This is a genomic window from Bordetella sp. (genome assembly GCF_057362025.1).
In genome coordinates this window covers 1-24249 of record NZ_JBMQQZ010000017.1, presented here as the reverse complement: position 1 = coordinate 24249, position 24249 = coordinate 1, and the positions used below count along the sequence as shown (strand labels likewise).

The 24249-nt window shown below is 67.2% G+C and carries 19 protein-coding genes; 14 read left to right on the top strand and 5 right to left on the bottom strand.

Annotated features, from left to right (window positions below):
* Positions 1 to 2: 2 nt before the first annotated feature.
* The 9 genes from ACO1P8_RS05705 to ACO1P8_RS05665 all read left to right on the top strand — a co-directional run bounded on the left by ACO1P8_RS05705 (position 3) and on the right by ACO1P8_RS05665 (position 11863).
* Positions 3 to 2018: an oxidoreductase gene (locus tag ACO1P8_RS05705; RefSeq protein ID WP_486294946.1), complete on the top strand. Its 2016-nt coding sequence runs from the start codon at positions 3 to 5 to the stop codon at positions 2016 to 2018.
* A gap of 53 nt (positions 2019 to 2071) precedes the next feature.
* Positions 2072 to 3100, top strand: coding sequence for a Bug family tripartite tricarboxylate transporter substrate binding protein (locus ACO1P8_RS05700; RefSeq protein ID WP_486294945.1), 1029 nt, complete (start codon positions 2072 to 2074; stop codon positions 3098 to 3100).
* Between the two features lie 10 nt (positions 3101 to 3110).
* Entirely contained in the window at positions 3111 to 4583 is a 1473-nt protein-coding gene (locus ACO1P8_RS05695) for an MmgE/PrpD family protein (RefSeq protein ID WP_486294944.1), read from the top strand.
* A complete protein-coding gene (locus ACO1P8_RS05690; RefSeq protein WP_486294943.1) occupies positions 4580 to 5404 on the top strand; it encodes an N-acyl homoserine lactonase family protein in 825 nt (274 codons plus the stop codon). Before ACO1P8_RS05695 ends, ACO1P8_RS05690 begins: the two co-directional genes overlap by 4 nt.
* 50 nt (positions 5405 to 5454) lie before the next feature.
* Positions 5455 to 6420, top strand: a complete 966-nt coding sequence (locus ACO1P8_RS05685) for a Bug family tripartite tricarboxylate transporter substrate binding protein (RefSeq protein ID WP_486294942.1) — start codon at positions 5455 to 5457, stop codon at positions 6418 to 6420.
* Between the two features lie 18 nt (positions 6421 to 6438).
* The gene (locus ACO1P8_RS05680) at positions 6439 to 7848 is read left to right on the top strand and encodes an MmgE/PrpD family protein (protein ID WP_486294941.1); all 1410 of its coding nucleotides are present in this window, start codon (positions 6439 to 6441) and stop codon (positions 7846 to 7848) included.
* 70 nt (positions 7849 to 7918) lie between these two features.
* Entirely contained in the window at positions 7919 to 9268 is a 1350-nt protein-coding gene (locus tag ACO1P8_RS05675) for an MmgE/PrpD family protein (protein WP_486294940.1), read from the top strand.
* Between the two features lie 109 nt (positions 9269 to 9377).
* Positions 9378 to 10361 carry a Bug family tripartite tricarboxylate transporter substrate binding protein gene (locus ACO1P8_RS05670; RefSeq protein WP_486294939.1) on the top strand — a complete coding sequence of 328 codons (984 nt, stop codon included), beginning with the start codon at positions 9378 to 9380 and terminating at the stop codon, positions 10359 to 10361.
* Between the two features lie 77 nt (positions 10362 to 10438).
* Positions 10439 to 11863, top strand: coding sequence for an MmgE/PrpD family protein (locus tag ACO1P8_RS05665; protein ID WP_486294938.1), 1425 nt, complete (start codon positions 10439 to 10441; stop codon positions 11861 to 11863).
* On the opposite strand, the gene ACO1P8_RS05660 is transcribed toward ACO1P8_RS05665, so the two are convergent.
* Entirely contained in the window at positions 11850 to 13940 is a 2091-nt protein-coding gene (locus tag ACO1P8_RS05660) for a hypothetical protein (protein ID WP_486294937.1), read from the bottom strand. The two genes, ACO1P8_RS05665 and ACO1P8_RS05660, sit on opposite strands and share 14 nt — an antisense overlap.
* 226 nt (positions 13941 to 14166) lie before the next feature.
* A complete protein-coding gene (locus ACO1P8_RS05655; protein WP_486294936.1) occupies positions 14167 to 16704 on the bottom strand; it encodes a heavy metal translocating P-type ATPase in 2538 nt (845 codons plus the stop codon).
* 60 nt (positions 16705 to 16764) lie between these two features.
* Here ACO1P8_RS05655 and cadR point away from each other — a divergent pair, with 60 nt between their 5' ends.
* Positions 16765 to 17199 carry a Cd(II)/Pb(II)-responsive transcriptional regulator gene (gene cadR, locus ACO1P8_RS05650; protein ID WP_486294935.1) on the top strand — a complete coding sequence of 145 codons (435 nt, stop codon included), beginning with the start codon at positions 16765 to 16767 and terminating at the stop codon, positions 17197 to 17199.
* A gap of 67 nt (positions 17200 to 17266) precedes the next feature.
* Positions 17267 to 17851: a nitroreductase family protein gene (locus ACO1P8_RS05645; RefSeq protein WP_486294934.1), complete on the top strand. Its 585-nt coding sequence runs from the start codon at positions 17267 to 17269 to the stop codon at positions 17849 to 17851.
* Positions 17852 to 17863: 12 nt separating this feature from the next.
* Here ACO1P8_RS05645 and cueR read toward each other — a convergent pair whose 3' ends face one another.
* Both cueR and ACO1P8_RS05635 read right to left on the bottom strand, forming a co-directional pair.
* A complete protein-coding gene (cueR, locus tag ACO1P8_RS05640; RefSeq protein WP_486294933.1) occupies positions 17864 to 18253 on the bottom strand; it encodes a Cu(I)-responsive transcriptional regulator in 390 nt (129 codons plus the stop codon).
* The gene (locus ACO1P8_RS05635) at positions 18250 to 20649 is read right to left on the bottom strand and encodes a heavy metal translocating P-type ATPase (protein ID WP_486294932.1); all 2400 of its coding nucleotides are present in this window, start codon (positions 20647 to 20649) and stop codon (positions 18250 to 18252) included. Before ACO1P8_RS05635 ends, cueR begins: the two co-directional genes overlap by 4 nt.
* A 183-nt stretch (positions 20650 to 20832) precedes the next feature.
* On the opposite strand from ACO1P8_RS05635, the gene ACO1P8_RS05630 reads away from it, so the two are divergent.
* From ACO1P8_RS05630 to ACO1P8_RS05620, 3 genes are all read left to right on the top strand, one after another.
* Positions 20833 to 21036 carry a heavy-metal-associated domain-containing protein gene (locus ACO1P8_RS05630; RefSeq protein ID WP_486294931.1) on the top strand — a complete coding sequence of 68 codons (204 nt, stop codon included), beginning with the start codon at positions 20833 to 20835 and terminating at the stop codon, positions 21034 to 21036.
* A gap of 128 nt (positions 21037 to 21164) precedes the next feature.
* Complete coding sequence (locus ACO1P8_RS05625) at positions 21165 to 21893, top strand: glutathione peroxidase (RefSeq protein ID WP_486294930.1); 729 nt, start codon at positions 21165 to 21167, stop codon at positions 21891 to 21893.
* Between the two features lie 63 nt (positions 21894 to 21956).
* Positions 21957 to 23375: a dihydrolipoyl dehydrogenase gene (locus ACO1P8_RS05620; protein WP_486294929.1), complete on the top strand. Its 1419-nt coding sequence runs from the start codon at positions 21957 to 21959 to the stop codon at positions 23373 to 23375.
* Between the two features lie 107 nt (positions 23376 to 23482).
* Here the strand turns inward: ACO1P8_RS05620 and ACO1P8_RS05615 are convergent.
* The coding region (locus ACO1P8_RS05615; RefSeq protein WP_486294928.1) for a hypothetical protein at positions 23483 to 24249 on the bottom strand (767 nt) is incomplete at its 5' end.

Below are 24249 nucleotides of genomic sequence, written 5' to 3'. Positions count from 1 at the left end.
CGATGCTGCTGCAACAGCCCGGGCTGGTAGGCGGATTGCGCCTGAAGAATCGCGTGGTGATGGCCCCCATGGGCACCAACTACAGCACCACCGACGGTCTGTCGACCGAACGCGACAAGCAGTACTACGAAGAGCGTGCGCGCGGCGGCGTGGGCATGATCATGACCGAAGCGATGGTGGTGACCGAGCAGGCGCGGCCGCATAACAATTCGCTGTGCTGCTATCACGACCGCTTCATTCCCGGCCTGGCCAGCATCGTGGAAGCCATCAAGCGCCACGACTGCGCGGTTTTCGGCCAACTCAATCATCGCGGCGCGCTGCTGCGCCGCTCCGTGCTGAACATGGAGCCGGTCGGGCCGTCGCCGTGGGCCAATCCCAATACGGGCGACACGGTGCGCCCCCTGTCCGCCGCGGAAATCGCCGATATCCAAATGCTCTTCGTGGCGGCGGCGCGGCGTCTGTGGCTGGCCGGCTATGACGGGGTGGAGATCCATGCCGCCAATGGCTATCTGTTCCAGCAGTTCTTCAGTCCGCGCATCAACCGGCGTGACGATGACTACGGTGGGTCGATCGGCAATCGCATGCGTTTCCTGCTGGAAACCATAGACCGCGTGCGCGATGCCTTGCCATCCCTGCGGCTGGTGATACGCCTGAGCGCCAGCGAGTTCGCCGCGGGCGGCTATGGACAGGACGAAATCATCGCGCTGGCGCAAGCCGTGGAGCACGCCGGCGCCGACGCGATAGACCTATCCGGCGGCAGCAACGAGAGTCCGCAGCTGTCGAAGTTCTGCATCCAGCCGCCGTCGTTTCCGCGCGGCTGCCTGGCCGATACGGCGCGGCCCATCAAGCAGTCCGTCGGCATTCCCGTGTTCGTCGCCGGCCGCATGGTGCAGCCCGAGGATGCCGAGCAGGTGCTGGCCAGCGGAGCCGCGGACTTCGTGTCCATCGGGCGTGCGCTGTATGCCGATCCGCATTGGGCCGCGAAGGCCTTCGGGCAGATCGATGCGCCCATCCGCGCCTGTATTGCGTGCAATGTGTGTTTCGAACGGTTGACGCTGGAGAAGGACGTCGCCTGTGTGCAGAACCCCATGATGGGCACGGAATTCGAGCGCCTGGAATACGCGGAACCGCAGCTTTTCCCGGCTCCTGCCGGTTCGCGCGCCCGGGTGCTCGTGCTGGGCGCCGGTGTTGCGGGGATCGAGGCCGCCCGGGTTTTGAAGGGACGCGGGCATGCGGTGGAAGTGTGGGAGAGCCGGGAGCGGCCCGGCGGGCAAATACCGCTGGCGACGGCTTCCCCCGACAAGCAGGAGGTGGAGCCCGTATGGAGCTACCGCTGGCGGACGGTACAGCGCATGGGCATCGTCGTGCGCCTGGGCGTGACCGCGGACGTACGCACCATCCAGGCGTATGCGCCGGACTACATCGTCGTCGCGACGGGTTCGCGGCCGGCAGCTCCGCCGCTGGACCTCGGTGCGCTGGCGGCGACGGTGCGGGTCGCGCATGCGTGGGAGCTATTGGCCGACCTTGACGCGTTGCCGGCAGGCGCGCGCGTCACGATCGTGGGCGGCGGCATGGTAGGAGCGGAGACCGCCGACGCACTGCGCGTGCGCGGGGTCCAGGTCTCCGTGCTGGAGATGCAGGCCGGCATCGCCAACGGCATGGCGCGCAACAACAAATTCGAATTGATCGAGCGGCTGGCCGCGGACGGCGTGACGCTGCTGACGCGCTGCCGCATCCTGAAAGCGGCAGGCGAGGTCCTGGAGATCCAGGTGCGCGACGAGGCGCCGCGGCGCATTCCGGTCGGCGACATCCTGGTGTTCGCCACGGGTCCGCGGCCGAACCTGGACCTATTGCCGGCAGTGGAAGCCAGCGGCGTTCCCTACGCGCGCGTGGGCGATTGCAATGTGCCCGGCGATTTCCTGGCCGCGCTGCGCGATGCCTGGATGGTGGCGCTGAGCGTGGACGAGCGCACACGCCGGCAGCACGCCGGCGCGATGCGGAAGGAAGCGCGGGCATGAACGCGGATTGTCGGCGATCGGGCGATATGGAGTGGAACATAGAAAGGGCGGATATGAGCATACGAGGCACGAAGACCATCCATCGCGCGGGGCGTATCGCCGCATGCGCCCGAGCCGCCATCGCGGGCGTGCTATTCGTTACCGTCGTGGCCGCGCTGCCCGCGGCGCCGGTCGGTGCGGCCGGCTTTCCGGATCGGCCGGTGAAACTGATCGTGCCGTTTCCGCCGGGGGGCGGTACCGACATCCTGGCGCGGCCGCTGGCCCAGAAGCTGGGTGAAAGATGGAAGCAGCCTGTCGTCATCGAGAACCGCGCGGGCGCCGGCGGCAATATCGGCACCGAGGCCGCCGCGCGGGCACCCGCCGACGGCTACACCATCATCCTGGGCACGGTGGGTACCCATGCCATCAACCAAAGCCTGTACCGCAATCTCTCCTATGACGCGACGAAAGATTTCACCGCCATCACGATGGTGGCGAATACCTCGAACGTCCTGGTCCTGAATCCCGGTGTGCCGGCGCGTTCGGTGGCCGAGTTGATTGCCCTGGCCAAGGCCAGGCCGGGAACGCTCAACTACGCCTCTCCCGGCAACGGCACGCCGCCGCACCTGGCCGCGGAAATCTTCAAAAACATGGTCGGCGTTTCGATCACGCATGTGCCGTACAAGGGCAGTGCGCCGGCGATGACGGATCTGTTGGGGGGCCAGGTACAGATGATGATCGCCAATGCGCCGGTGGTGCTGCCCTATATCAAGTCGGGCAAGCTGGTCGCGCTGGCCTCGACCGGCGCCACGCGGCCCGCGATGCTGCGCGATATCCCTACCTTGTCCGAAAGCGGCCTGAAGGGCTACGAGGCCGATACCTGGTATGGCCTATTCGCGCCGGCCGGCACGCCGCCTGACGTCGTCCGGAAGCTGAACGCCGACGTCGTCGCGGTACTGAAACTGCCGGACATCCAGGCATTCTTCGCCGAGCAGGGCGCCGAGGTGATCGGCGACAGCACGCCCGACGCGAACGCCAAAGTGCGTTCCGAGGTGGGCAAGTGGCGGGATGTGATCCGGTCCATCGGCTTGACGATGGACTAAGGGGCGCACGATGAGCCAGGACAACGTTGACACCCTTGCCGTGCAGCTGGGCCGCTTCATCGCGCATTCGCGCCACGAGGGCCTGCCCGCGGATGTCGCGGATGCGGTGAAGCTGCGTGTACTGGACGTGCTGGCGGCCGCATGCAGCGGCGTGCTGGCGGGCCATCACGAAGGACTACTGCGCCTGCTGCCCGACGAGGGACCCCGCGGCATCTGGGGCACCGGGGCGCGGCGGTCCCTGCGCGATGCGGTCATCGTCAATAGCGCCGTGTCCCATTCCACGTATTTCGAGGACGGCTCGCGCTATACGGGCGGACATCCGTCCTCGGCCGTGATCCCGGCCGCAATGGTGCTGGCTGCCGCGCGGGGCGCCGAGGGCGGGCTGCTGGTGGCTGCCATCGCCAACGGCTACGAAGTCTTCCTGCGGTTGGGCCGCGCCATTTACCCCGCCACGGTGCGGCGAGGTTTCCAGAGCACGGCGATCCTGGCCGCGCCGGCGACGGCGGCCGCGGCGGCCACCTTGCTGGACCTGCCGGCAGCCCGCGCCGCGCATGCGGTGGCGATCGCCTGCAGCCAGGGTGCGGGCCTGAAGGCCGCGCTCAAGAGCGCGGAAAGTCAACCCTTGCAGGTCGGGCGCAGTTGCGAAGGTGGACTGCTGGCGGCGCTGTACGCGGCGCAGGGGGTGACAGGCGCACTGGACATTTTTGAAACCGGCTTCCTGCGCGCCTTCGGCGGCGCGGGCAATGAGGTGGGTAAGGACCGGGAGGCCGCGCGTCAACTCGGCGAGCGCTGGAGCATCGCGGAAACGTATATGAAGACGCACGGCGGCTGCCGTGGCAATCACGCGCCCATCGATGCCGCCGTTGCCGCGATGCGCGGCGTGGATCCCGGCACGATCGCGCATATCGACGTCAAGGTCGATACGGTGACACGGGCCGCCGCTATCGAGCCGCCGCGCAATGCCGACCAGGCGCAGTTCTCCATCGCGTTTTCAATCGCCGCGATGCTGGTGGCGGGCGATGCCACGCCCGCTCGCTATACGCGAGCCATGCTGGACGATGAAGGCGTGCGCGCGCTGATGTCGCGCACGTCCGTCGTCGCCGCCCCCGAGCTGGATGCTGGCTATCCCGACCGCCGCCCGGCGCTTGTGACGGTGACGCTGCGGGATGGCCGCGTGTTGCGCCATGCGCTGGACCATGCCCGGGGCGAACCGGAGAACCCGCTGTCGCGCAACGACATCGTCCGCAAATTCGACCTCATGGCCGCTCCGATCTACGGCGCGGAGCACGCGCGCATCCGCGATGCCGTATTGGATCTGGACGCCGACAGGCCGCCGGGCGCACCGCGGACCGATGTCCCGCCGGCCGGTGGAATGGCGCGTGGATCTTCCCGGCACACCGTGCCGGTGCCCGTCGCCCTGGACGCGCTGCTCTCGACCCCGGCCGTACCGGTTTCTTCCACGTTCACCGCCACGCACCCATGACCACGATCCTTCCCGCTTCCTCCGCGGTCCTGCCGCAATACGAGGTCTATGCCATCCGCTACGCCACGCGCGAGGGACGGCGCCAGAATCATTTTGTCGGCGGCGATCCGCACGATGCCCCGATGCCCATGGACTATTACGTCTGGCTGGTGCGGGGCGACGGCCGCGAATTCGTGGTCGATACCGGCTTCGGGCCGGAGATCGCGCGCAAACGCGGGCGCACGCTGTTGCGCACGCCGGGTGAAGGCCTGGCGCTGCTGGGCGTCGACGCGGCGCAGGTGTGCGACGTCATCATTACTCACCTGCACTACGACCACGTCGGCACCTTCGACACGTTCGCCTCCGCGCGCTTTCATTTGCAGGATGCGGAGATGGCCTACGCCACCGGTCGCCATATGCGCCATCGCCAGTTCAACCATGGGTACGAGGTGGACGAGGTCACCGGGATGGTGCGCCTGGTCTACAAGGACAGGGTGGTGTTCCATGCCGGCGACAGCGAACTCGCACCGGGCCTGAGCGTTCATCACATCGGCGGCCACACGCATGGCCTGCAGTGTGTGCGCGTGCATACGCGGCGCGGGTGGGTGGTGCTGGCCTCCGATACCAGCCATTTCTATGAGCACCTCGAAAAGCGCCGGGTATTCACCACGGTGTTCCACGTCGGGCAGGCCATCGAAGGCTACGACACGCTGGAATGTCTGGCCGACACCATGGCGCACATCGTGCCCGGACACGATCCCCTGGTGATGCGGCGCTATCCCCCGGTATCCGACGAATTGCGCGATATCGCGGTGCGGCTGGACGTCGCGCCGTCCGAATAGGGGATGGCGCGCGCACGCCATCCGTTCCATAACCGAGGAAGGAGACGACAATGAAACCGACAAGATCGCTGCTGGCCGGCGCGCTGTTGACCTGTGCATTGGCCCAGGCCGCCCAGGCCGATAACTGGCCTTCGCGCCCCATCCGCACGCTGGTTGCATTTCCGGCGGGGGGCAGCGCCGATATCGTCGCCCGCCTCGTGACGCAGAAGGTCGGCGAAATGTCTGGGTTCAACTTCGTGGTGGAGAATCGGCCGGGCGCCGGCGGCAACCTGGCCTTCGATGCGACGGCGTCGGCGCCGCCCGATGGCTACACGCTGCTGTTCAGCACGCCCGGCATCGCCATCAATCCCAGCCTGTACCGCAAGGTGGAATACAAGCTAAGCGATTTCAAGCCCATCGCGCTGGTGGGCGAGGCGCCGCTGATGCTGATGGTGCGTCCGGATCTTCCTATCCACAACATCAAGGATCTGATGGCGGCCGGCCGCCAGAAGCCCGATGCGATTCGTTTCGCCAGCTCGGGCAACGGCAGCTCCTCGCACTTGGCGATGGAAGTGCTGAAATCGATGGCGGGACTGCAATACCTGCACGTTCCCTACAAGGGCGGCGGCGCGGCGATGGCGGACATGCTGGGCAAGCGCGTGGATGTGACCATGCTGCCAATCTCCGAAAGCATGCCGTATATCCGCGACAACCGGTTGCGCGCGCTCGGGCAGACCGGCGGCACGCGTTCGCCGATCGCACCGGACATTCCGACGCTGGCGGAAGAGGGTGTCACGGGTTATTCGGTGACCACTTGGTACATGCTGCTCGGTCCGACCAAGCTGCCGGACGCGGTCGTCAGGACATTGGCGGCGAAGCTCGACCAGGCCCTCAAGTCTCCCGATCTGCAGCTGAAGCTGCGCAATGCCGGCGTCAGCGTGATCAACGAAGGTCCGCAGGCGACGCAGACCTTCCTGGACCGGCAGGCAGCCAGCTGGGCCAAGGCCATCGCGGCCTCCGGTACGCATATCGAGTAGCAAACAGGAGATTCTCCCATGAGCAGTTCCAAGCCCCCGTTGCTGGAGAACGCAACCCGCGACCTGGCGGACTTCGCGGCGTCGATACGCTTTGAAGACTTGCCGCCGGACGTCATCCAGCGCATCAAGACAAGCGCGCTGGATAGCATCGCCTGCTGCCTGTACGGCGCCACGCTGCCGTGGACCCGCAAAGTGGCCGATATGGTGGAGGAAGAGGGCGCGGCGCCCGTCGCCGCCATCATGGGAACGGGCCGCCGCTCCTCGGTCGCCAATGCCGTGCTGGTCAATGCCACGGCGGGCCATGCCTTCGAGCTGGACGACATCCACAAGGAATCCATCTTGCATCCGGGCTCCATTGCCCTGCCGATCGCGCTGGCGTACGCGGAACGCGACGGTGGCTGGAGTGGCCGCGACGTTATCGCCGCGATGGCCACGGGCTACGAAATCGGCATACGGGTGGGTAATGCGGCCACCATGGGGCTGTTCTTCCGGGGCTTCCATCCGCAGGGTTCGTCGGGCGTGTTCGTCGGCGCGGCCTGCGCCGGAAGGAGTCTGTCCCTGGACGCCGGCCACATGCGGCATGCGCTGGGCATCGCCGGCTCGCAGGCGGGCGGCCTGATGGCCGCGCAGGAAGGCGCTATGGTCAAGCGCCTGCACGCCGGACGCGCGGCACAGAGTGGCGTGTATTCAGCGCAGTTGGCGGCGCGCGACTTCACCGGTATCGGCGATGTGCTGGAAGCCAGTTATGGCGGCTACCTGGTGGCGTATTCGGATTCGCCCAACGCCGCGCGGCTGACCGACGGTCTGGGGACAATATGGGAGACCGCCAAGGTGGGATACAAGCCGCATGCCAGCGTGACGAGCATCCATTCCGCTCTGGACGCGCTGGCGCAAATCATGCGGGAAAACCGGCTGGGGCCGGACGATATCGAATCGCTGGACGTGGGCGTCAGCGAGATGACCTTCGTGCATTGCGCCTGGGACTACAAGGCGCAGGGCGTGACGGCGGCGCAGATGAACCTGTACTACGGGCTGGCGGTCATCGCCCATGACGGCGTGGCCTTCGTCAGTCAGTACCGGCAGGACCGGCTGGGCGATCCTCGCCTGCTGGATTTCATCCGCCGCGTCCATGCCCACTCGGACCCCGAGATCAACGCGATGGGTCCGGCCTTCCGCCATGCCGCTACCGTCACCGCGCACACGCGCGATGGCCGCAGTTTTACCCTGCGTATCCTCAATCGGCGCGGCAGCCCGGAAAACCCCCTGCAGCCGGCCGACGTGGAATACAAGTTCCGCAACGTGGTGGAGTCCTGCCTGGCGCCCGCCGATATCGACGAGGTGGTGCGCCTGTGCGACACGCTGGAAGCGTTGGAGGATGCGCGCCCGCTGATCGGCCTGCTGTCCATGCCAGGCCGTGCGGCGGAATGACCGCGCGTCGCGCGATACGGATACCGATCTTCAACACAGACCCAATCATCAACGTCTCGACAGGAACATCATGCCCAAGACGCTTTCCGAACAACTCGCCGATCATTTCGCCGCCTTCGGTGAAAAACCGCTGCCAGAAGCCAACCGCAAGGCGATGAAACGGCTGCTGCTGGACTATCTGGGAGTGGCCGTAGCGGGCAGCCAGACCGGCAGCGGCGAGGTCGCGCGCCGCTTCGCGCAGTCCAGCGGCGGCCATGCCGAGGCCACCCTGATCGGCGAGGGCACACGGGTGCCGGCGATGCAGGCCGCCCTGGCCAATGCCATTTCGTCGCACAGCGTCGAGCTCGACGATATCGACGTGCTGGCACTTTTTCATTTCAGCCCGCCGGTGTATTCTGCCGCGCTGGCCACCGCCGAGCGGCAGAAGGCGGACGGCAAGGCGCTGCTCGCGGCCCTTGCGGCCGGCTGCGAGATGATGGAGCGCGTCAGCAAGGCGGCCAACAATTCGCTGCGCAATCGCGGCTATCACACCACGCCCACCTGCGGCATCTTCGGCGCGACGATCGCCTCGGCGCGACTGCTGGGATTGCCGGCGGAGCAAACCGTATCGGCGCTCGGGCTGGCCGGCGCGCAGGCGGGCGGCCTGATGGAGATGTACGGTCCGTCCATGCAGAAGCGCTTCAATCCCGGCCCGGCCTCGCGCAGCGGCGTGACGGCCGCGCTGATGGCCCAGCTGGGATTCACGGGCGCCGCCACCATCTTCGAAGGGGAGCGCGGGTTCCTGAATGCCTTTACCGACAGCAACGATCCTGGCCAGCTTGTGAAGGACCTGGATAAGCCCTATTTGCTGGACATCGAATTCAAGCCGTACTCCTGCGCGCGGCCTATTCACAACGCGATCGACTGCGCGCTGGATATCCGCCGCAAGCACGCGCCGGAGCCAGGTCGCATCCGGCGCATCCGCATGGCCCGGCATCCAGACTGGGCGCTGTATCACCAGAACGCGCATCCCATGACGTACCACGAGGCGCAGGTCAGCTTGCCGTATTCGGTGGCGGTGGCGTTGACCGATGGCCAGGCGCTGTTCCCGCAGTACAACAACGCCCGGCTGCAGGAACCCATCTTGAAGAAGCTTGCGGAGAGGGTCGAGATTACGGTCGACGAAAGCCTGCCGCGCGGCGTGTCGTGCCTGATGACCCTGGAGATGGATGACGGTGCCAGCTGGCGTTCCCAGGTGGATTACCCGAAGGGATCGATTCAGAATCCGATGTCCGACGACGAATTGCGCGCCAAGTTCGACAGCTTGGCCACGCCCGTGCTGGGCGCGGCCCGCGCCGCCCAGGTGGCCGAGTGGGTCGCCGACATCGAGGCCTGCGGCGACGTGGGCGAGCTGATGCGCCTGCTCGCCCCGGCGCGCTGATCGCGCACGGCGTACGAAACGTACGAAGACAACAAGAACGCCCGCGCGTCACCGGCCCTGCCAGGCCGGTGACGCCGGAACAAGCGAAGCGCATCCCAAGGAGACTCACATGCTGAATTTGTCCAAGCCTCTGGCCATCGTGGCCGGTGTCGCGGCCGTGGCCGCCATTCTTCCGGCCGCGGCCGCGGCGCAGGATGATTACCCCTCGCGGCCCATCCATCTGGTCGTGGGCTTTCCGCCCGGCGGATCCAACGACATCGTGGCGCGGATACTCGCGCCCAAGTTCAGCGAATTCATCGGCGCCAGCGTGGTCGTCGAAAACCGGCCCGGCGCCAATGCCATCATTGGCACCGACTACGTGGCGCGGTCGGCCCCTGACGGCTATACCATTACGCTGGGCAGTGCCAGTCCGCTGGCGATCAGCCCGCATACGTACAGCAATATGCCCTTCGATCCGCTCAAGGACCTGATAGGCATCACCACGGTGGCGCAGACGCCGGAACTGATCGCGGTCAATCCCAAGGTGCCGGCGAAAACGCTTCCCGAACTGGTCGCGCTGTCCAAGACGCGCGACGTGACGTTCTCGTCCTCGGGCAACGGCGGCCTGCCGCACCTGGCGATCGAGTTGCTCAAGATCGCCTCGAAGGGCCGCATCGTCCACGTGCCCTACAAGGGGGCGGGCCCCGCCATCACGGATGCGGTGGGCGGCCACGTGGACGGCATCATCGTCGACCTGCCTGCGCTCTATACGATGGTGAACGAGGGCAAGCTGCGCGCCATCGCCGTGACCAATACCCATCGTGCCGACGTCATGAAAGACGTGCCCACCTCGGCCGAGGGCGGCCTGCCCACCGTGCTGGCGTTCAACTGGTTCGCAGTCATGGCGCCCGCGAAGACGCCCAAGCCGGTGGTCGACAAGCTGTACAGGGCGCTGGTGCAGACGGTGCAGGCGCCCGATGTAAAGGCCAGCCTGGCCAAACTCGGCATCGAGCCCTTCACCCAACCTTCGCCCGCAGCCTTCGGCGAGTTCATGAAGACCGAACTGGTGCGCTGGGGCGAGGTGGCGCGCGCGTCCGGCGCGAAGGCCGATTAGGGCATCCCCGCGTACCCCCCCCGCCGCGGCGTCCGTGGCCGGGTCACGCAAACGCGAACATCGCGACGGAGGACTTCATGGACGACCTGCAATCATGGAAAGCGTTGTCGCGCGAGCATCGCGGGATCACGATGGCGCTGGCCGAGTTCATCGCCGGGCTGAAACCGGCGGCGGTTCCTCGGGCGACACGCGAGGTCCTGCGCAAGGCCGTAGTGGATGGCCTGGGCTGCGGCCTGTACGGTCTGGCCACGCCCTGGGGCCGCATCATGCGCGAGTATGCGCGGGACCGCCAGGGGCCCGCCGAAGCCGCGCTATGGGGAGGGCAGGCGCGCGTCGGCGTGGGAAATAGCGTGCTGGCGGCCGGTACCGCCATCCACGGGTTCGATTTCGACGATCACAGTCGCGCGAAGATCCATCCGGGTGCCGTCGTGCTGCCCGTGGTGCTGGCGCTGGGCGAGCGCGAGCAGGTGGACGGCGCCGTCCTGATGACGGCGATGGCGGCCGGCTACGAGACCATGAACCGCGTCAGCCAGGCCGCCAACCCCAGTCGCGCTCGCATGCGCGGCTGGCATCTTACCGGAACGACGGGAACTTTCGCCGCTGCCGCGGCGGCCAGTGTCATCCTGGGGCTGGATGCGGCCACCACGGCGAGCGCGCTGGGGCTGGCGGGCACGCAGTCGGCCGGCCTATGGGCCTTCACGGCCGACGGCGGCATGAGCAAGCGCATGCATCCGGGACATTCCGCCGAAGCCGGGGTGACGGCGGCGCTGCTGGCCGCGCGTGGGTTCGCCGGGCCGCGTTTCATCCTCGAGGCCGGGGACGGCAGCTTCCTGTTCGGCATGTCGGACGATCCGCGACCCGGCATGATCGTGCGGGAACTGGGGGCGACGTGGCATACCGATGCGACCTGCTTCAAGCCGCATGCCTGCTGCGGCAGCAACCACGCCTGCGTGGACGCGGCGCTGGCGCTGGTCCGGGAGCATCGCATCGCCAGCGACGACATCGAACGGGTCGTGGCCGGAATTGCCTCGGTCGTGAATACCCAGACGGGTTTCGACTATCTCGCCGATTCGGTGCTGAACGCGCAGATGAGCCTGCGCTACAACATCGCCGTGGCGCTGATGGATGGCCAGGCATACCTGGAGCAGTTCACGCCCGAACGCATCGTCGAGCCGCGCGTCGTCGCGTTGTCGCGGCGCGTCGATATCGAGATCGATCCGGAGATCGATCGCGCGTATCCGGAAGTCTACGGCGGGCGCGTTACCGTGGTCGTGCGCGGTGGCCGCAGTTACACGCGCCGCGTGGATTATTCCCTGGGCATGCCGGAGAATCCGATGCCGCATGCGGAGATCGAGCGCAAGTATCTTTCGCTGGCGCGGACGTCGGTGGGCAGCGAGTCGGCCGGGTGGATACTCGAACTGGCGAACGGGCTTTTCGAGGGGGAGGGGGCCGCGCCGCTGGGCCGTGCCCTGGCCGCGGCCGAACCCGTCATCCACCTGTAGCCGTGTCCCGCGTCTCGTCTGGCGCCGGATGCTCGCGGCCGACGACCATGGTATCCGGGATGCGGGTGCCGATATAGAAAATCCTTTCTTCCTGCCGCTCCAGCGCGCGCATGACGGCGCGCTCGAGCATGGCGCCGTGTATCTTGCCCGCCTGGACGAGGCGCGGGCCCTCGTTCAGCAGAATGTCCTCGATGTTGCGGAATTGGCGGGGCGCGGTGGACGTATCGATCGTGTAGATGCAGGGGTCGGGGCTGTCTGGCGCGGATTGCGCCGGGACGACGCGGTTGACGGTCAAGGACATGACCGGGTCCGTTTCACTGCCGCTGCAGGCCGTGTGGCGGATGATCGCGACCAGGATATCGTCTATCGACGCGTCCGGGCCGATCGCGGATTGCAGCGCGCCGCGCTGCAATCCGCCGCTTTCGCTGCGATAGATGCGCATGGGGACCGGCCGCCGGGACGCCGCTTCCAGGGTATGGCGGATCGTGTTCGCGGTGAAGTTCCGCCGCGCCGGGGCGGTGCGCGCCAACACCTCGTAGATGCCGTTCATCAATAGCCTGGCGTCGGCCGCGCGCAGTGCGATGCCGGCGTTCTGCGTGGCGGTTTTCAAGGCCTGCGCCGCCAGCGGCGTGACGCGCGCCGCGCTTTTCAGCAGCCGCGCCGCAGAGAACACGGGCAGGACGAAATCGGCCAGTTCGCGCGCGCCACCCAGCATCAGCACCCTGACGTGGAACTGCCGCATGATGGACTGCATGCCCACCTTGATCATGGCCTTGACGCCCTGGGAGGCCACGGTGCGCATCGAAGCCTGGGCCGCGACGACGCCGGCGCTGCCGCCGCCGGCTGTCAGGGCGATGCCCGCCACCGTGATCGCCAGCGCGGCAGCGTCCCAGGCGACGTCGCCGGCCTGCAACCGGTAGCCCGGATCCCACTTCAGGTTGTGATGCAGCCCATAGAAGGGAATCAGCACGCGCAGCACGCTTTCGGTGCGGGAAGGAAGATAGTTGTCCGCCTTCCATTGCGCGATCGCGGCGAGGACGGCCTTGCGCCGCTGGGCCACGATATGGCCGCGCAGGAGGACCGGGTCGCACGACCTATAGGAGACGGTATATTCCTTCCCGGACGATTCCCCGCGGCCTGCAGGCTGCGGCGCTCGCAGGCCCAGGCTTTGCAGCAATGCCGTCACGTTCAGCCGTCCGGCGCGGTCCACCATGTCGGGCGGCAGCTTTGCCGTCCTGCCCGCGGCATCGATATGCAGGAATTCGCCGTCCGGCATTTCCGCAATGTAGGATTCCCCCAAGGACCGGCCCAGCGCGGTAAGTACCCAGCCGGAAGGCAGTAGATGCGCGCCCGCCGGATACGCGGTCAGGCTTGCAATATGCCACATGCGGGCGGGCCGCTCTTCCAGCCGCAGCCTTGGGATGCCCGCGGCGAGCGCGTCGCCGATGGCGCCCAGCTTGCTGAAATGATCCAGGTGGGTATCCACATAGTCCGCGAACTGCCGGTAATAGCGGGTGCGAACCTCCGGGGTTTCCAGGAAACGATCGATCAGCCTGTCGAGCGGGACGGGCCCCTGTGCCGGCTGCGTCGCGATGGCGATGGACTGGCCGGTGCGGGCGCGCTCCAGTACATAAGTCCGTGCGACATCGCGCCGTGTGTGAAAGACAGGCGGCTCCGGCGGGTCCAAGGCCATCGACCACATATCCAGGTAGGCCTGCAACCGGGTCTCTTCGTCCAGCGACGATGGGGCGCCGTTGGCCGCGGCCCAGGCGTCGGCCTCGGCGCGCCACAGCAATAGCGAGGCCGCCTGCGCGTCGGCGTTCCCGGGGTTCGCCACCGCTTTCTGGTGGACATCGTTGGCCGCGACCAGCAGCACATCGTCGTCGTCTCCCGCCTCGTCCTGCAGGATGGCGCGTGCCCCGGCGATGCGGGCACCCAGCAGGGAGTCCCGGCCGGGCCTGGCCGGCAGCGCGGGCTCCAGGCAGTGGTCCGATGGCAGGGGAGCTGTCGCGGGATCGCCGGCGGGACGGGGCGGCTCTATCGCGGCGCCGGCCGCCGCCGCGAGGGTCTCCGGCATGGCGCCGCGCCGGTGACGCGCCTCGTCGCGGACGGCGCCAGGTTGCTTAGCCCCGTGTGTGGCAAACGCTAGAGCGGCATCGGTGTAAACGGGCGGCCGCGCGGGGGTGGGGATGGGAAAGAACGCTGTGTCTTGGGGCCCGCGGTACATGGCCGCGCCCATAGGCGAGAAGAGTGTCATCGTGTCCGGGAAAGTGCCGCGCTACTGTTCCCGGGCGCGGCGTGGGTTATTGCGATGGAGAGCGCGTTAGTAACGACTCGCTCTCATTCGTCCGCGACGAGGCATGGCCTGCGGTGCCGCTCATCGCGTCCCGCACGGCCGGCGGCGCTTTTCCTGCCTTTAACAGGCGCAGGCCGTTGGCCACCACCAGCAGGCTGGTTCCCACATCGGCGAAGACGGCCATCCACAAGGTCGCCAGGCCGCTCAGGGCCAGCACCAGAAACACCGCCTTGATACCCAGGGCGAGCACAATGTTCTGCACCAGTACCCGATGCGTGGCACGGGACAGGGCGACGAATTCGGCGACCTTGCGCGGGTCGTCGTCCATCAGGGCCACGTCCGCGGTCTCGATCGCTGTGCCGGTACCGGCCGCGCCCATGGCGAAACCGATGTCCGCGCGCGCCAGCGCCGGCGCATCGTTGATGCCGTCGCCCGCCATGCCGACCAGACCGTCGCGCATGCGCGATTCCAGTGCGGCCAGCTTGTCCTCGGGCAGCTGATCGCCACGCGCGTCGGCGATGTTCAACTGGCCGGCCACGGCGCGCACCGCGGCCGTGTTGTCGCCGCTCAGCATCAGCGTACGCACGCCCAGGCGATGCAGCATGCCGATGGCCGCGCGGCTTTCGGGACGCACGGTATCGGCCACCGCGGCTACGGCGATCGCGCCATCGTCGCTGCACAGCGCGACGGCGGTCTTGCCCTGCGCTTCCAGGGCATCCAGCGCCTGCGTCAAGACCGGCGTTTCCCAACCCTGTTCGTTCATCAATCGGCGATTGCCAAGGTGATAGCGGGTGCCACCGATGCGGCCGCGTATGCCGCGGCCGGGCAGGGCGGCGAAATCCTCGACCTCGTGCAGCGGTCCGTCGCCATGACCGCGCGCGATGGCCCGCGAAACCGGATGATCCGAGCGGGCGGCCAGGCTGGCGGCCAGACGCGCGGTCTCGGGCGATGCAGGCGATTCGCCTGCGATGGCGGGCAATGCCTTGTCCGGGGCGGACCGCGGCGCGCCGCCGGCAAGGGGGACGCCGGCGGGCGGGATCGCGACCAGATCGGTCAATGCCGGCTTGCCGTGCGTCAGCGTGCCGGTTTTGTCGAAGGCCAGCCAGCGCAATTTACGGCCGTTCTCCAGGTAAACGCCGCCCTTGATCAGGATGCCGCGGCGCGACGCAGCGGTCAGGCCGCTGACGACGCTGACCGGGGTCGAGATCACCAGCGCGCAAGGGCAGGCGATGATCAGCAGCGCCAGGGCGCGATACACCGCTTCGGCCCAGGGCTGCGCCCACAGCAGCGGAGGCACGCAGGCGGCCAGGACGGCGAGCACCACCACGGCGGGCGTGTAGATGCGGGAAAAGCGATCGATGAAGCGCTGCATGGGCGCGCGCGAGGCGGCCGCCTGTTCGACCGAGTGGATGATGCGGGCCAGCGTGGTGTCCTGCGCCGCCGCGGTGACGCGGTATTCGAACGAACCTTCCGCGTTGACGGTCGCCGCGTAGACGGGATCGCCGGCCGTCTTGTCCGCGGGCAGGCTTTCGCCGGTGATGGCCGACTGGTCGACGGCCGACCGTCCGGCCACGACGACGCCATCGGCGCCGATACGCTCGCCGGGCCGCACGCGCACGATATCGCCGACCGCCAGTTCGGCCGCCGGCACCTCGCGCCAGGCGCCGTTTTCCCGCCGGGTGGCGGTGGGGGGCGCCAGATCGAGCAGGCCGCGCACCGCGTGCCGCGCGCGATCCAGCGAACGGGCTTCGATCTGTTCGGCAACATTGAACAGGAACATCACCATGGCGGCCTCGGGCCATTGCCCGATGACGGCCGCGCCGGTGACCGCGATGCTCATCAGGGCATTGATGTTCAAATTGCCGTTGCGCACGGCGATCCAGCCCTTGCGATACGTGTTGAGCCCGCAGGCCAGCACGGACGCTACGGCCAGGACGGCGCTGACGACGCCCGGCATGCCCGTGAAATGCGCCGCCTCGGCCAGCGCCGCGAGGACACCGGCCGCGGCCAGCAGCTTCCAGCGTGGCCGCTCGGCGGGCGGCGGCGCCGCGGGGGCCTGGTCGGCCAGTACTTCGGGGGTCATGCCGACCGCGCGGATGCCGGCCAGCACCTGCTCCCGTGCGGCCGGTTCATGCGCCACGGAAAGGATTCGGCGCATCAGGTCGAAGTGCATATCGGCTACGCCCGCCATCCCGCCGAGTTTCTTGCGCAGCAAGGCCTCTTCGGTCGGGCAGTCCATTTGCCCGATGCGTATCCGGGTCAGCGTCATGCCGGCCTGGATTTCCATCGCCGGCGGCGCCGAGCCATCGGCGGGGTGATCGCCGTGGCAGCACCCCGCAGTGTGGCGATGCACCGCATCGTCCTGGCAGGACGACCCGGCGTCGCCGTGGGCCAGATCGTGACCATGATCGTGGCCATGATCGTGGCCATGGTCTTGGCCATGGTCGTGCGGGTGGCCGTGGGCATGTCCATGCTCATGCCCATGGCAGCAATCGTCCGCCGGCTGGGAGGTCCGCACCAGGATGGGAATCGTTTTCTTGTCCATAACGGTAATTGGACACCCTGGGGTTACTATAGGGTCAAGTCAACGAACAGGAGGCGCTCCATGAAGATCGGAGAACTGGCCAAGACGGCCGGCACCACCGTGGAGACGGTCCGCTACTACGAGAAGGAAGGCCTGCTGCCCGCTCCGGAACGGGGTGCGAATAACTACCGCAGCTATGGTCCGCTGCATGTCGAGCGTCTGCGCCTGATCCGCAACTGCCGCGCACTGGATATGACCCAGGAGGAGATCCGCGCGATCCTCAGGCTGGCCGACAGCCAGGCGGCGGACTGCGGCCCCATCAATGAAATTTTCGAAGACCACATCCGGCACGTCGACGAACGTATCGCCGAGCTGACGCAGTTGAAGCGGCAATTGTCGGTGCTGCGCCAGCGCTGCCTGTCGGCGCAGCCCCACGCGGAGGACTGTGGAATCCTCCACGGCCTCGCGGAAATGCAGGTCGAGGAGCGCCCCGAACGCCATACCCATCTGGGTTGATCTCTATCGCCCGCCGCGCCGCGCGCGGACCGGGCTGCCTCCGTACCGTAATCCCTATCGACACCCTATGACTTCCGCACCCATACACGCCCTGCATACCCGACGTTCGATGAAGTTCCTGCGCGCGCCGGCGCCGCGCCCCGAAGAGCTGGACCAGATGCTGCAAGCCGCCATGTCGGCGCCGGACCACGGCGCCTTGCGCCCCTGGCGCTTCAAGCTGATCCGTGGCGAGGCCATCGGCAGGCTGGCGGATATGGCGCTGGACGCCGTCAAGCGCAGCGGCGACAAGCGCATGACGCCCGAAAAGGAAAAGTCCGTGCGCGAATGGCTGGCCGGCGTGCCCTTGATAATCGCGCTGGCCCAGAAGGTCGACCACGACAACGTCAAGATCCCGGAGCAGGAGCAACTGCTGGCCACCGGCGCGTCGGTGATGAACATCCTGAATGCCGCGCATATGCTGGGATACGGTGCATTCTGGAGCACCGGCCTGGGAACCTACCTGGAGCCGGTGCAGGAAGCCCTGGGCTTCGATTCCCTGGACTACCGCTTCCTGGGATTCCTGGCGATCGGCACGCCGGCCTGCGCCGTACCGCCGGCCAATCGCCCGGATTTTCGCCAGTTCGTGTCCGATTGGACAGGGCTGCCGGCCTGAGCGCCGGCCGGTTCAGCCGGCAGCCAGTTCGTCCATGATGGGACAATCCGGGCGGCTATCGCCATGGCAATGGTCCGCCAGGTGATGCAACGTGTCGGCCATCTGCTGCAGCTCGCACGCCTTGCGCTCGAGCGCCGCCACGTGTTCCATGGCGATCCGTTTCACATCGCCGCTGGCCCGGCTGCGGTCGCGCCATAAGGCCAGCAGGTCGCGCATCTGCTCGACGGAAAATCCCAGGTCGCGTGCGCGCCTGATGAACCGCAGCGTATGCACGTCACGGTCGCCATAAATGCGATAGCCGGCTTCGGTGCGTTCCGGCGCGCGTGTCAGCCCGATGCTCTCGTAGTAGCGGATCATTTTGGCAGTGATGCCGGACGCCGTCGCCGCTTGCCCGATATTCATGATGTTCTCGCTCCGGATGGAAGCTCCGCGCCGCGATCGCCTGCGCGTGTGCCTGAAGCGCGTGGGAGCGCTCCCTGGCCGCGGGCGTCGAAGGCCCGCAGGCGCAGCGCATTGCCGACGACGAAAAGGCTGGACAGGGCCATCGACGCCGCCGCGAAAACCGGCGACAGCGAGGGTCCATGGAACAGTGCCAGCAGCCCCGCGGCGAGTGGGATCAGCGCAACGTTGTAGATAAAGGCCCAGAACAGATTCTGGCGGATGTTGGCCAGCGTCGCCCGGCTGATCGCCATGGCCCGCGGCACGCCCGACGGGTCTCCCGCCATCAGCACCACGGACGCGGCGTCGATGGCGACGTCGGTACCCGTCCCGATGGCAATCCCGACATCGGCGGCCGCCAGCGCGGGAGCGTCGTTGATGCCGTCGCCGACGAAAGCCAGCAGGGGGCGGTCCGCCTTTGCGCCGGACTTCGCCGCCGCGCCGCCATGCCCGCCGGCTTGCTCGCGCAGCGCGCGCACTGCTTCCACCTTGCCTTCCGGCAGGACTTCGGCGCGCACGTCGTCGATTCCCAGCACGGTGGCGACCGCCCGGGCAGTGTGGCGGTTGTCGCCGGTAATCATCACGGTGCGTACGCCGGCCTCGCGCAGGGCGGCGATCGCCGCCGCCGACGTCTCGCGGATGGGGTCTTCCACGGCCATGACGGCCGCGGCGGTGCCGTCGACGGCCACGTAGATGGCGGTTTTTCCGGCCCGCGCCCAATCGTCCGCCGCGCCGGCCAGGGTGCCGGCGTCGATGCCGTGTTCACGCATCAGCCGTTCGCCGCCCACAAGCAGGCGGTGTCCCCGCACATCGCCGCGCACGCCCGCGCCGGCGATGGCGAGGAAGTCGCCGACAGGCGACGTCGCCAGCCCGGCGGTCCGGGCCGCGGCGACGATTGCCGAGGCGATCGGGTGTTCCGAAGCGGCCTGTACCGATGCCGTCCACGCCAGCACGTCCTCGCGGCGGAATCCCGGTGCCACTGCGATATCGGTCATTGCGGGCTTGCCCAGCGTCAGCGTGCCCGTCTTGTCGAAGGCGACGGTCTTGACGTCGCGCAGGCTTTGCAACGCGTCGCCCTGGCGGAACAGCACCCCCATCTCGGCGGCCCGGCCAGTTCCCACCATGATGGACATGGGCGTCGCCAGTCCCATGGCGCAGGGGCAGGCGACGATCAGCACGGCGACCGCATGCACCAGCGCTTGCGGCAGGGCAGGATGCGGGCCGAACGCCAGCCAGGCGAAGAACGTCACGGCGGCCACCGCCATGATGGCGGGCACGAAACGGTAGGTGATGCGGTCCACCAGGCTCTGGATGGGCAGCTTGGCGCCCTGGGCGTCCTGCACCATGCGGGCGATGCGCGCCAGCGCCGTGTCGGCGCCGGTGTGCGTCACCTGGACGGTCAGCGTGCCCTGCGTGTTGAGGGTGCCGCCGGTGACCGCGTCGCCGGCGCGCTTTTCCACGGGTATGGGTTCGCCGGTGATCATGGACTCATCGATGAAGGATGTGCCGTCCAGCACCTTGCCGTCGACCGGGATTTTTTCGCCGGGGCGTATCCGCACCACGTCGCCTGCGCGCACCGATTCTATGGGTACATCCACCGTGTCCTGTCCGCGCAGGACCCTGGCCTGGCGCGGTTGCAGCGATGCCAGCCGCGCGATTGCCGCCCCGGTCCGACCCTTGGCGCGGGCTTCCAGCAAGCGTCCCAGAAGGATCAGCGTGACGATGACCGCGGCAGCCTCGAAATACACGTGGCGCGCATCCTCGGGCAGCCATTGGGGCGCGAAAGTGGCAACCGTCGAATACAGCCAGGCGCTGCCGGCGCCCACCGCGACCAGCGAGTTCATGTCGGGGCCGCCGCGCGCCAGGGCGGCGCCGCCCTTGAGGGAAAAATCGCGGCCGGGACCGGCCAGTACCAGCGTGGTCAGGCCCCATTGCAGCAGCCACAGTCGTGCCGTACCGACGTACATATCCAGGCTGTGATGCAGGCCGGGAAAGATATGCCCGCCCATCTCCAGGAGAAAGACGGGCAGGGTAAGCAGAAGGGCGAGGACAAACCGGCGGCCCAGCCGGCGGGCTTCCGCTTCGCGGGCCTGGGCCTGGCGTGCCGTTTCGTCCTCGTCGCGGACCAGGGCCCTGGCGCCGTAGCCCGCCTTGGCCACCGCGGCGACCAGGGCATCGGTCGTGACGTCGCCGGCGGATTGGAAAGCGACGTGCGCGCGTTCCGTGGCCAGGTTGACACTGGCCGCGCGCACGCCGGGTACCGCGGACAAGGCATTTTCGACACGCTTGACGCAGGACGCGCAGGTCATGCCTTCTATGGACAGATCCAGGCCGGCGCCGGGTTCGGGAGAGGGTTTCATGTCGGTTTCCAGATAAAGAATGCTGCCCAGTCTGATCCTTCCCATAATGGTAAGGTCAAGCCACGGGCAGCGCCAGCGCGGGGTTGACCTTGCCATCATGGGAAGGTGTAGCCTGTTAACGTCGTTGGGGCGTCTCGGCCCCGCGTGAAGGCGGCAGGTCGCCGCTATCTGCTTGAAGGAGTCATGATGGTCCTGCAATATCAAGTCCCCGACATGTCCTGCGATCACTGTGTCAAGGCAATTACCCGGGCGGTAACCGAAGCCCTGCCTGGCGCAGCGGTTAAGGTGGAACTGTCCGACCACCGCGTAACGGTAACCGGCACGGAAGACAAACCGACTGTGGAACGCGCGATACGCGGCGCGGGCTACACGCCCACGCCGTTCTAGCCCTCTGGCGGGGCGTCATTGAAGCAAGCTATCGATTTATATGAATTATTATATTTGATGTTTCGATAGAGGATATTTATTATTCATCCATGGCGTCCTTGCCCCAACCCGAATCCGGAGATTTACCGATGCTGCAAGCCCGCGAAGGCCAACGTGTTCCCAACGTCACTTTCCCCGTCCGCGAAGACAATGCGTGGAAGCAGGTGTCGAGCGACGATGTCTTCAAGAACAAGACTGTCGTCGTCTTCTCGCTGCCCGGCGCCTTTACGCCGACCTGCTCGTCCACGCACCTGCCGCGCTACAACGAACTGGCGCCCGCCTTTTTCGCCAGCGGTGTCGACAGCATCGTGTGCGTTTCGGTCAACGACACCTTCGTCATGAACGAATGGGCGAAGGACCAGGAATCGTCGAACATCACACTGCTGCCGGACGGTAATGGCGACTTCACCGAAGGCATGGGGATGCTGGTCGACAAGCGCAACCTGGGCTTCGGCAAGCGTAGCTGGCGCTATTCCATGCTGGTGCGCGACGGGGTGGTCGAGAAAATGTTCATCGAACCGGAAAAGGACGGCGATCCTTTCGAAGTTTCCGACGCCGACACCATGCTGAACTATCTTGCCCCGGAGGCCCGCAAGCCGGATCAGGTCGTGGTGTTTTCCAAGCCCGGCTGCCCGTTCTGCATCGAAGCGAAGGCGCTGTTGGATAGCAAGGGTTACGCGACGATCGACATCCCGCTCGAAAACAAAGTGCGTGGCCGGGTGATCGGTGCCGTGTCGGGCAAGGCCACCGCGCCGCAGGTCTTCATCAATGGCGCGCTGATCGGCGGCCTGGAAGAACTCAAGGCGCATTTCGCCTGAGCCTCCGGCTGCGGACGGACATGAACTCGCAATAACATCATCCGAGCATCATAAGGATTACGCATGAAAACCTTGCACACCGATGTGGCCGTTATCGGCGCCGGCACTGCGGGCCTGGGCGCCTATCGCGCGGCGGTGGCCGCGGGCAAGCGCGCCGTGATCATAGAGGGCGGGCAATACGGCACCACCTGCGCGCGGATCGGCTGCATGCCCTCCAAGCTGTTGATCGCGGCCGCCGAGGCGGCACATGCCGCCGCGCATGGCGCGCCCTTCGGCGTGCACGTGGACGGCAAGGTGCGTGTCGATGGACGCGAGGTCATGGACCGCGTCAAGCGGGAACGCGACCGCTTCGTGGGCTTTGTCCTCGAAGGCGTGGAAAACATTCCTGCCGAGGACAAGCTGCGGGGCTATGCGCGGTTCGTTACGGACACGGTGCTGCGCGTCGATGACCATACCGAGGTACATGCGCGCAGCGTGGTGATCGCGACCGGCTCGACGCCGGCCGTTCCCGCGTCTTTCCACGCGCTGGGCGACAGGCTGGTGGTCAACGACGATGTTTTCTATTGGGATGACCTGCCGGGCAGCGTCGCGGTTTTCGGGCCCGGTGTCATCGGGCTGGAACTGGGACAGGCGTTGGCGCGGCTGGGTGTGCGTGTCCGGGTTTTCGGCGTCAGTGGCAGCCTGGGCGGTATCACCGATCCCGTCGTGCGGCAAAGCGCGAAGAAGGCTTTCCAGGAAGAGTTCTACCTGGACCCCGATGCGCGCGTACTGGAAACGGCGCGGGATGGCGACCGGGCGCGTGTGCGCTACGTCGCGCTGGACAATACGGAGCGTGTCGAGCATTTCGACTATGTCCTCGTCGCCACCGGGCGCCGGCCCAACGTGGGCAATTTGTCCCTGCAGAACACCAGCCTGAAGTTGAATGCGGCGGGTGTCCCGGAATACGACCGCTACACGATGCAGGCGGGCAAGTCGCCCATCTTCATCGCCGGCGATGCGAACAGCGATCTGCCCCTGCTGCACGAGGCAGCGGACGAAGGACGTATCGCAGGACAAAATGCCGCGAGTTTTCCTGAGGTCCGGGCGGGCTTGCGCCGCGCACCCATGGCGGTGGTGTTTTCGGATCCACAGATCGCGGTGGTCGGCACGCATTACAACCGCTTGCCCGAAGGGAACTATGTCACCGGCGAGGTGGACTTCGGCAACCAGGGGCGTTCGCGCGTCATGCTGAAGAACAAGGGGCGGCTGCACGTGTACGCGGAACGCGGCACCGGGCGGTTCCTGGGTGCCGAGATGGTGGGTCCCAGCGTCGAACACCTGGCCCATTTGCTGGCCTGGGCGCTGCAGCAGGAGCTGACCGTGGCCCGCATGCTCGAGATGCCGTTCTACCACCCGGTGGTTGAAGAGGGCTTGCGCACCGCGCTGCGCGACGCCGAAGCCCAGGTCCGGGCGCAAGAGCCGGCGCTGGCGAACGCCGCATAGGTATGCCGCTCGCAGCGCTCCCGTGGGCTTGCGGCCTGCCGGTAACACGGCAGGCCGTTTGTCTTTCAGCGGCCACGCGCGGGTAAAGGCGGCACCGTGGCAGGGTGTCAGGCGGCGCGGTGTTCGAGCGCCGCGCCCAGGGCACGTAGTGCCGGCATCAGACTGATCGTTTCTATCCGCGGGTTCGAGGCCTTGCGGTGGTTGATCTGCGCCGCCTTGATATCGTCCTTCAAGCGCCTCTGCGCCGCCAGTGTTGCGAGCCGTTCCAGCGCCGCGTGGACATCGCGGGATGGCAGGGCCAGACGTCGCAGCGCCGATTCGCACAGGGCCCGGGCCTCCGGCAGGTCGCCGGCGCGCTTGTCCAGGCAGTCCGACAAGGCTTCAAGCGCGTCCATGAAATGCGGCGAGCGGGGATCGCCTCGCAGCGCTTCTACCGCACGGGCCACCACGGGCACGGCGTGGCGCGTCGCCGATTCCATGGTCAGTGCCGCATCCAGGGCCATGAGGTGCTGTTTTTGCGGGGCCGGCATGATGCGACGGCCTTCGGGATCGTCCACCTTCAGGAAGGGATAGCTTTCGACCACGTGGTGCAGGGCGATGCATTCGCCCGGCGTCAGCGTGCCGACGCAGGCTTGGACGACATCGGCATACCGGGCGGGCGGTCGCTGCAGGCGAGCGAGTTCCCGCATGGCATTCTCGACCGCTTGCCATTCCGATCTGGTCAGCAGCCTGGCAGAGGCGGCTTGCCGTTTGATGGCTTGGACGACCTGGCGTTTCGCGCGTTCCAGGGAAGTGCCGGGAAAGATACGGCGCCAGATCCCCAGCGCGACCGCCCGTAGGGTGGGGCGGGCGGGCGGTGGCATGTCCAGCAATG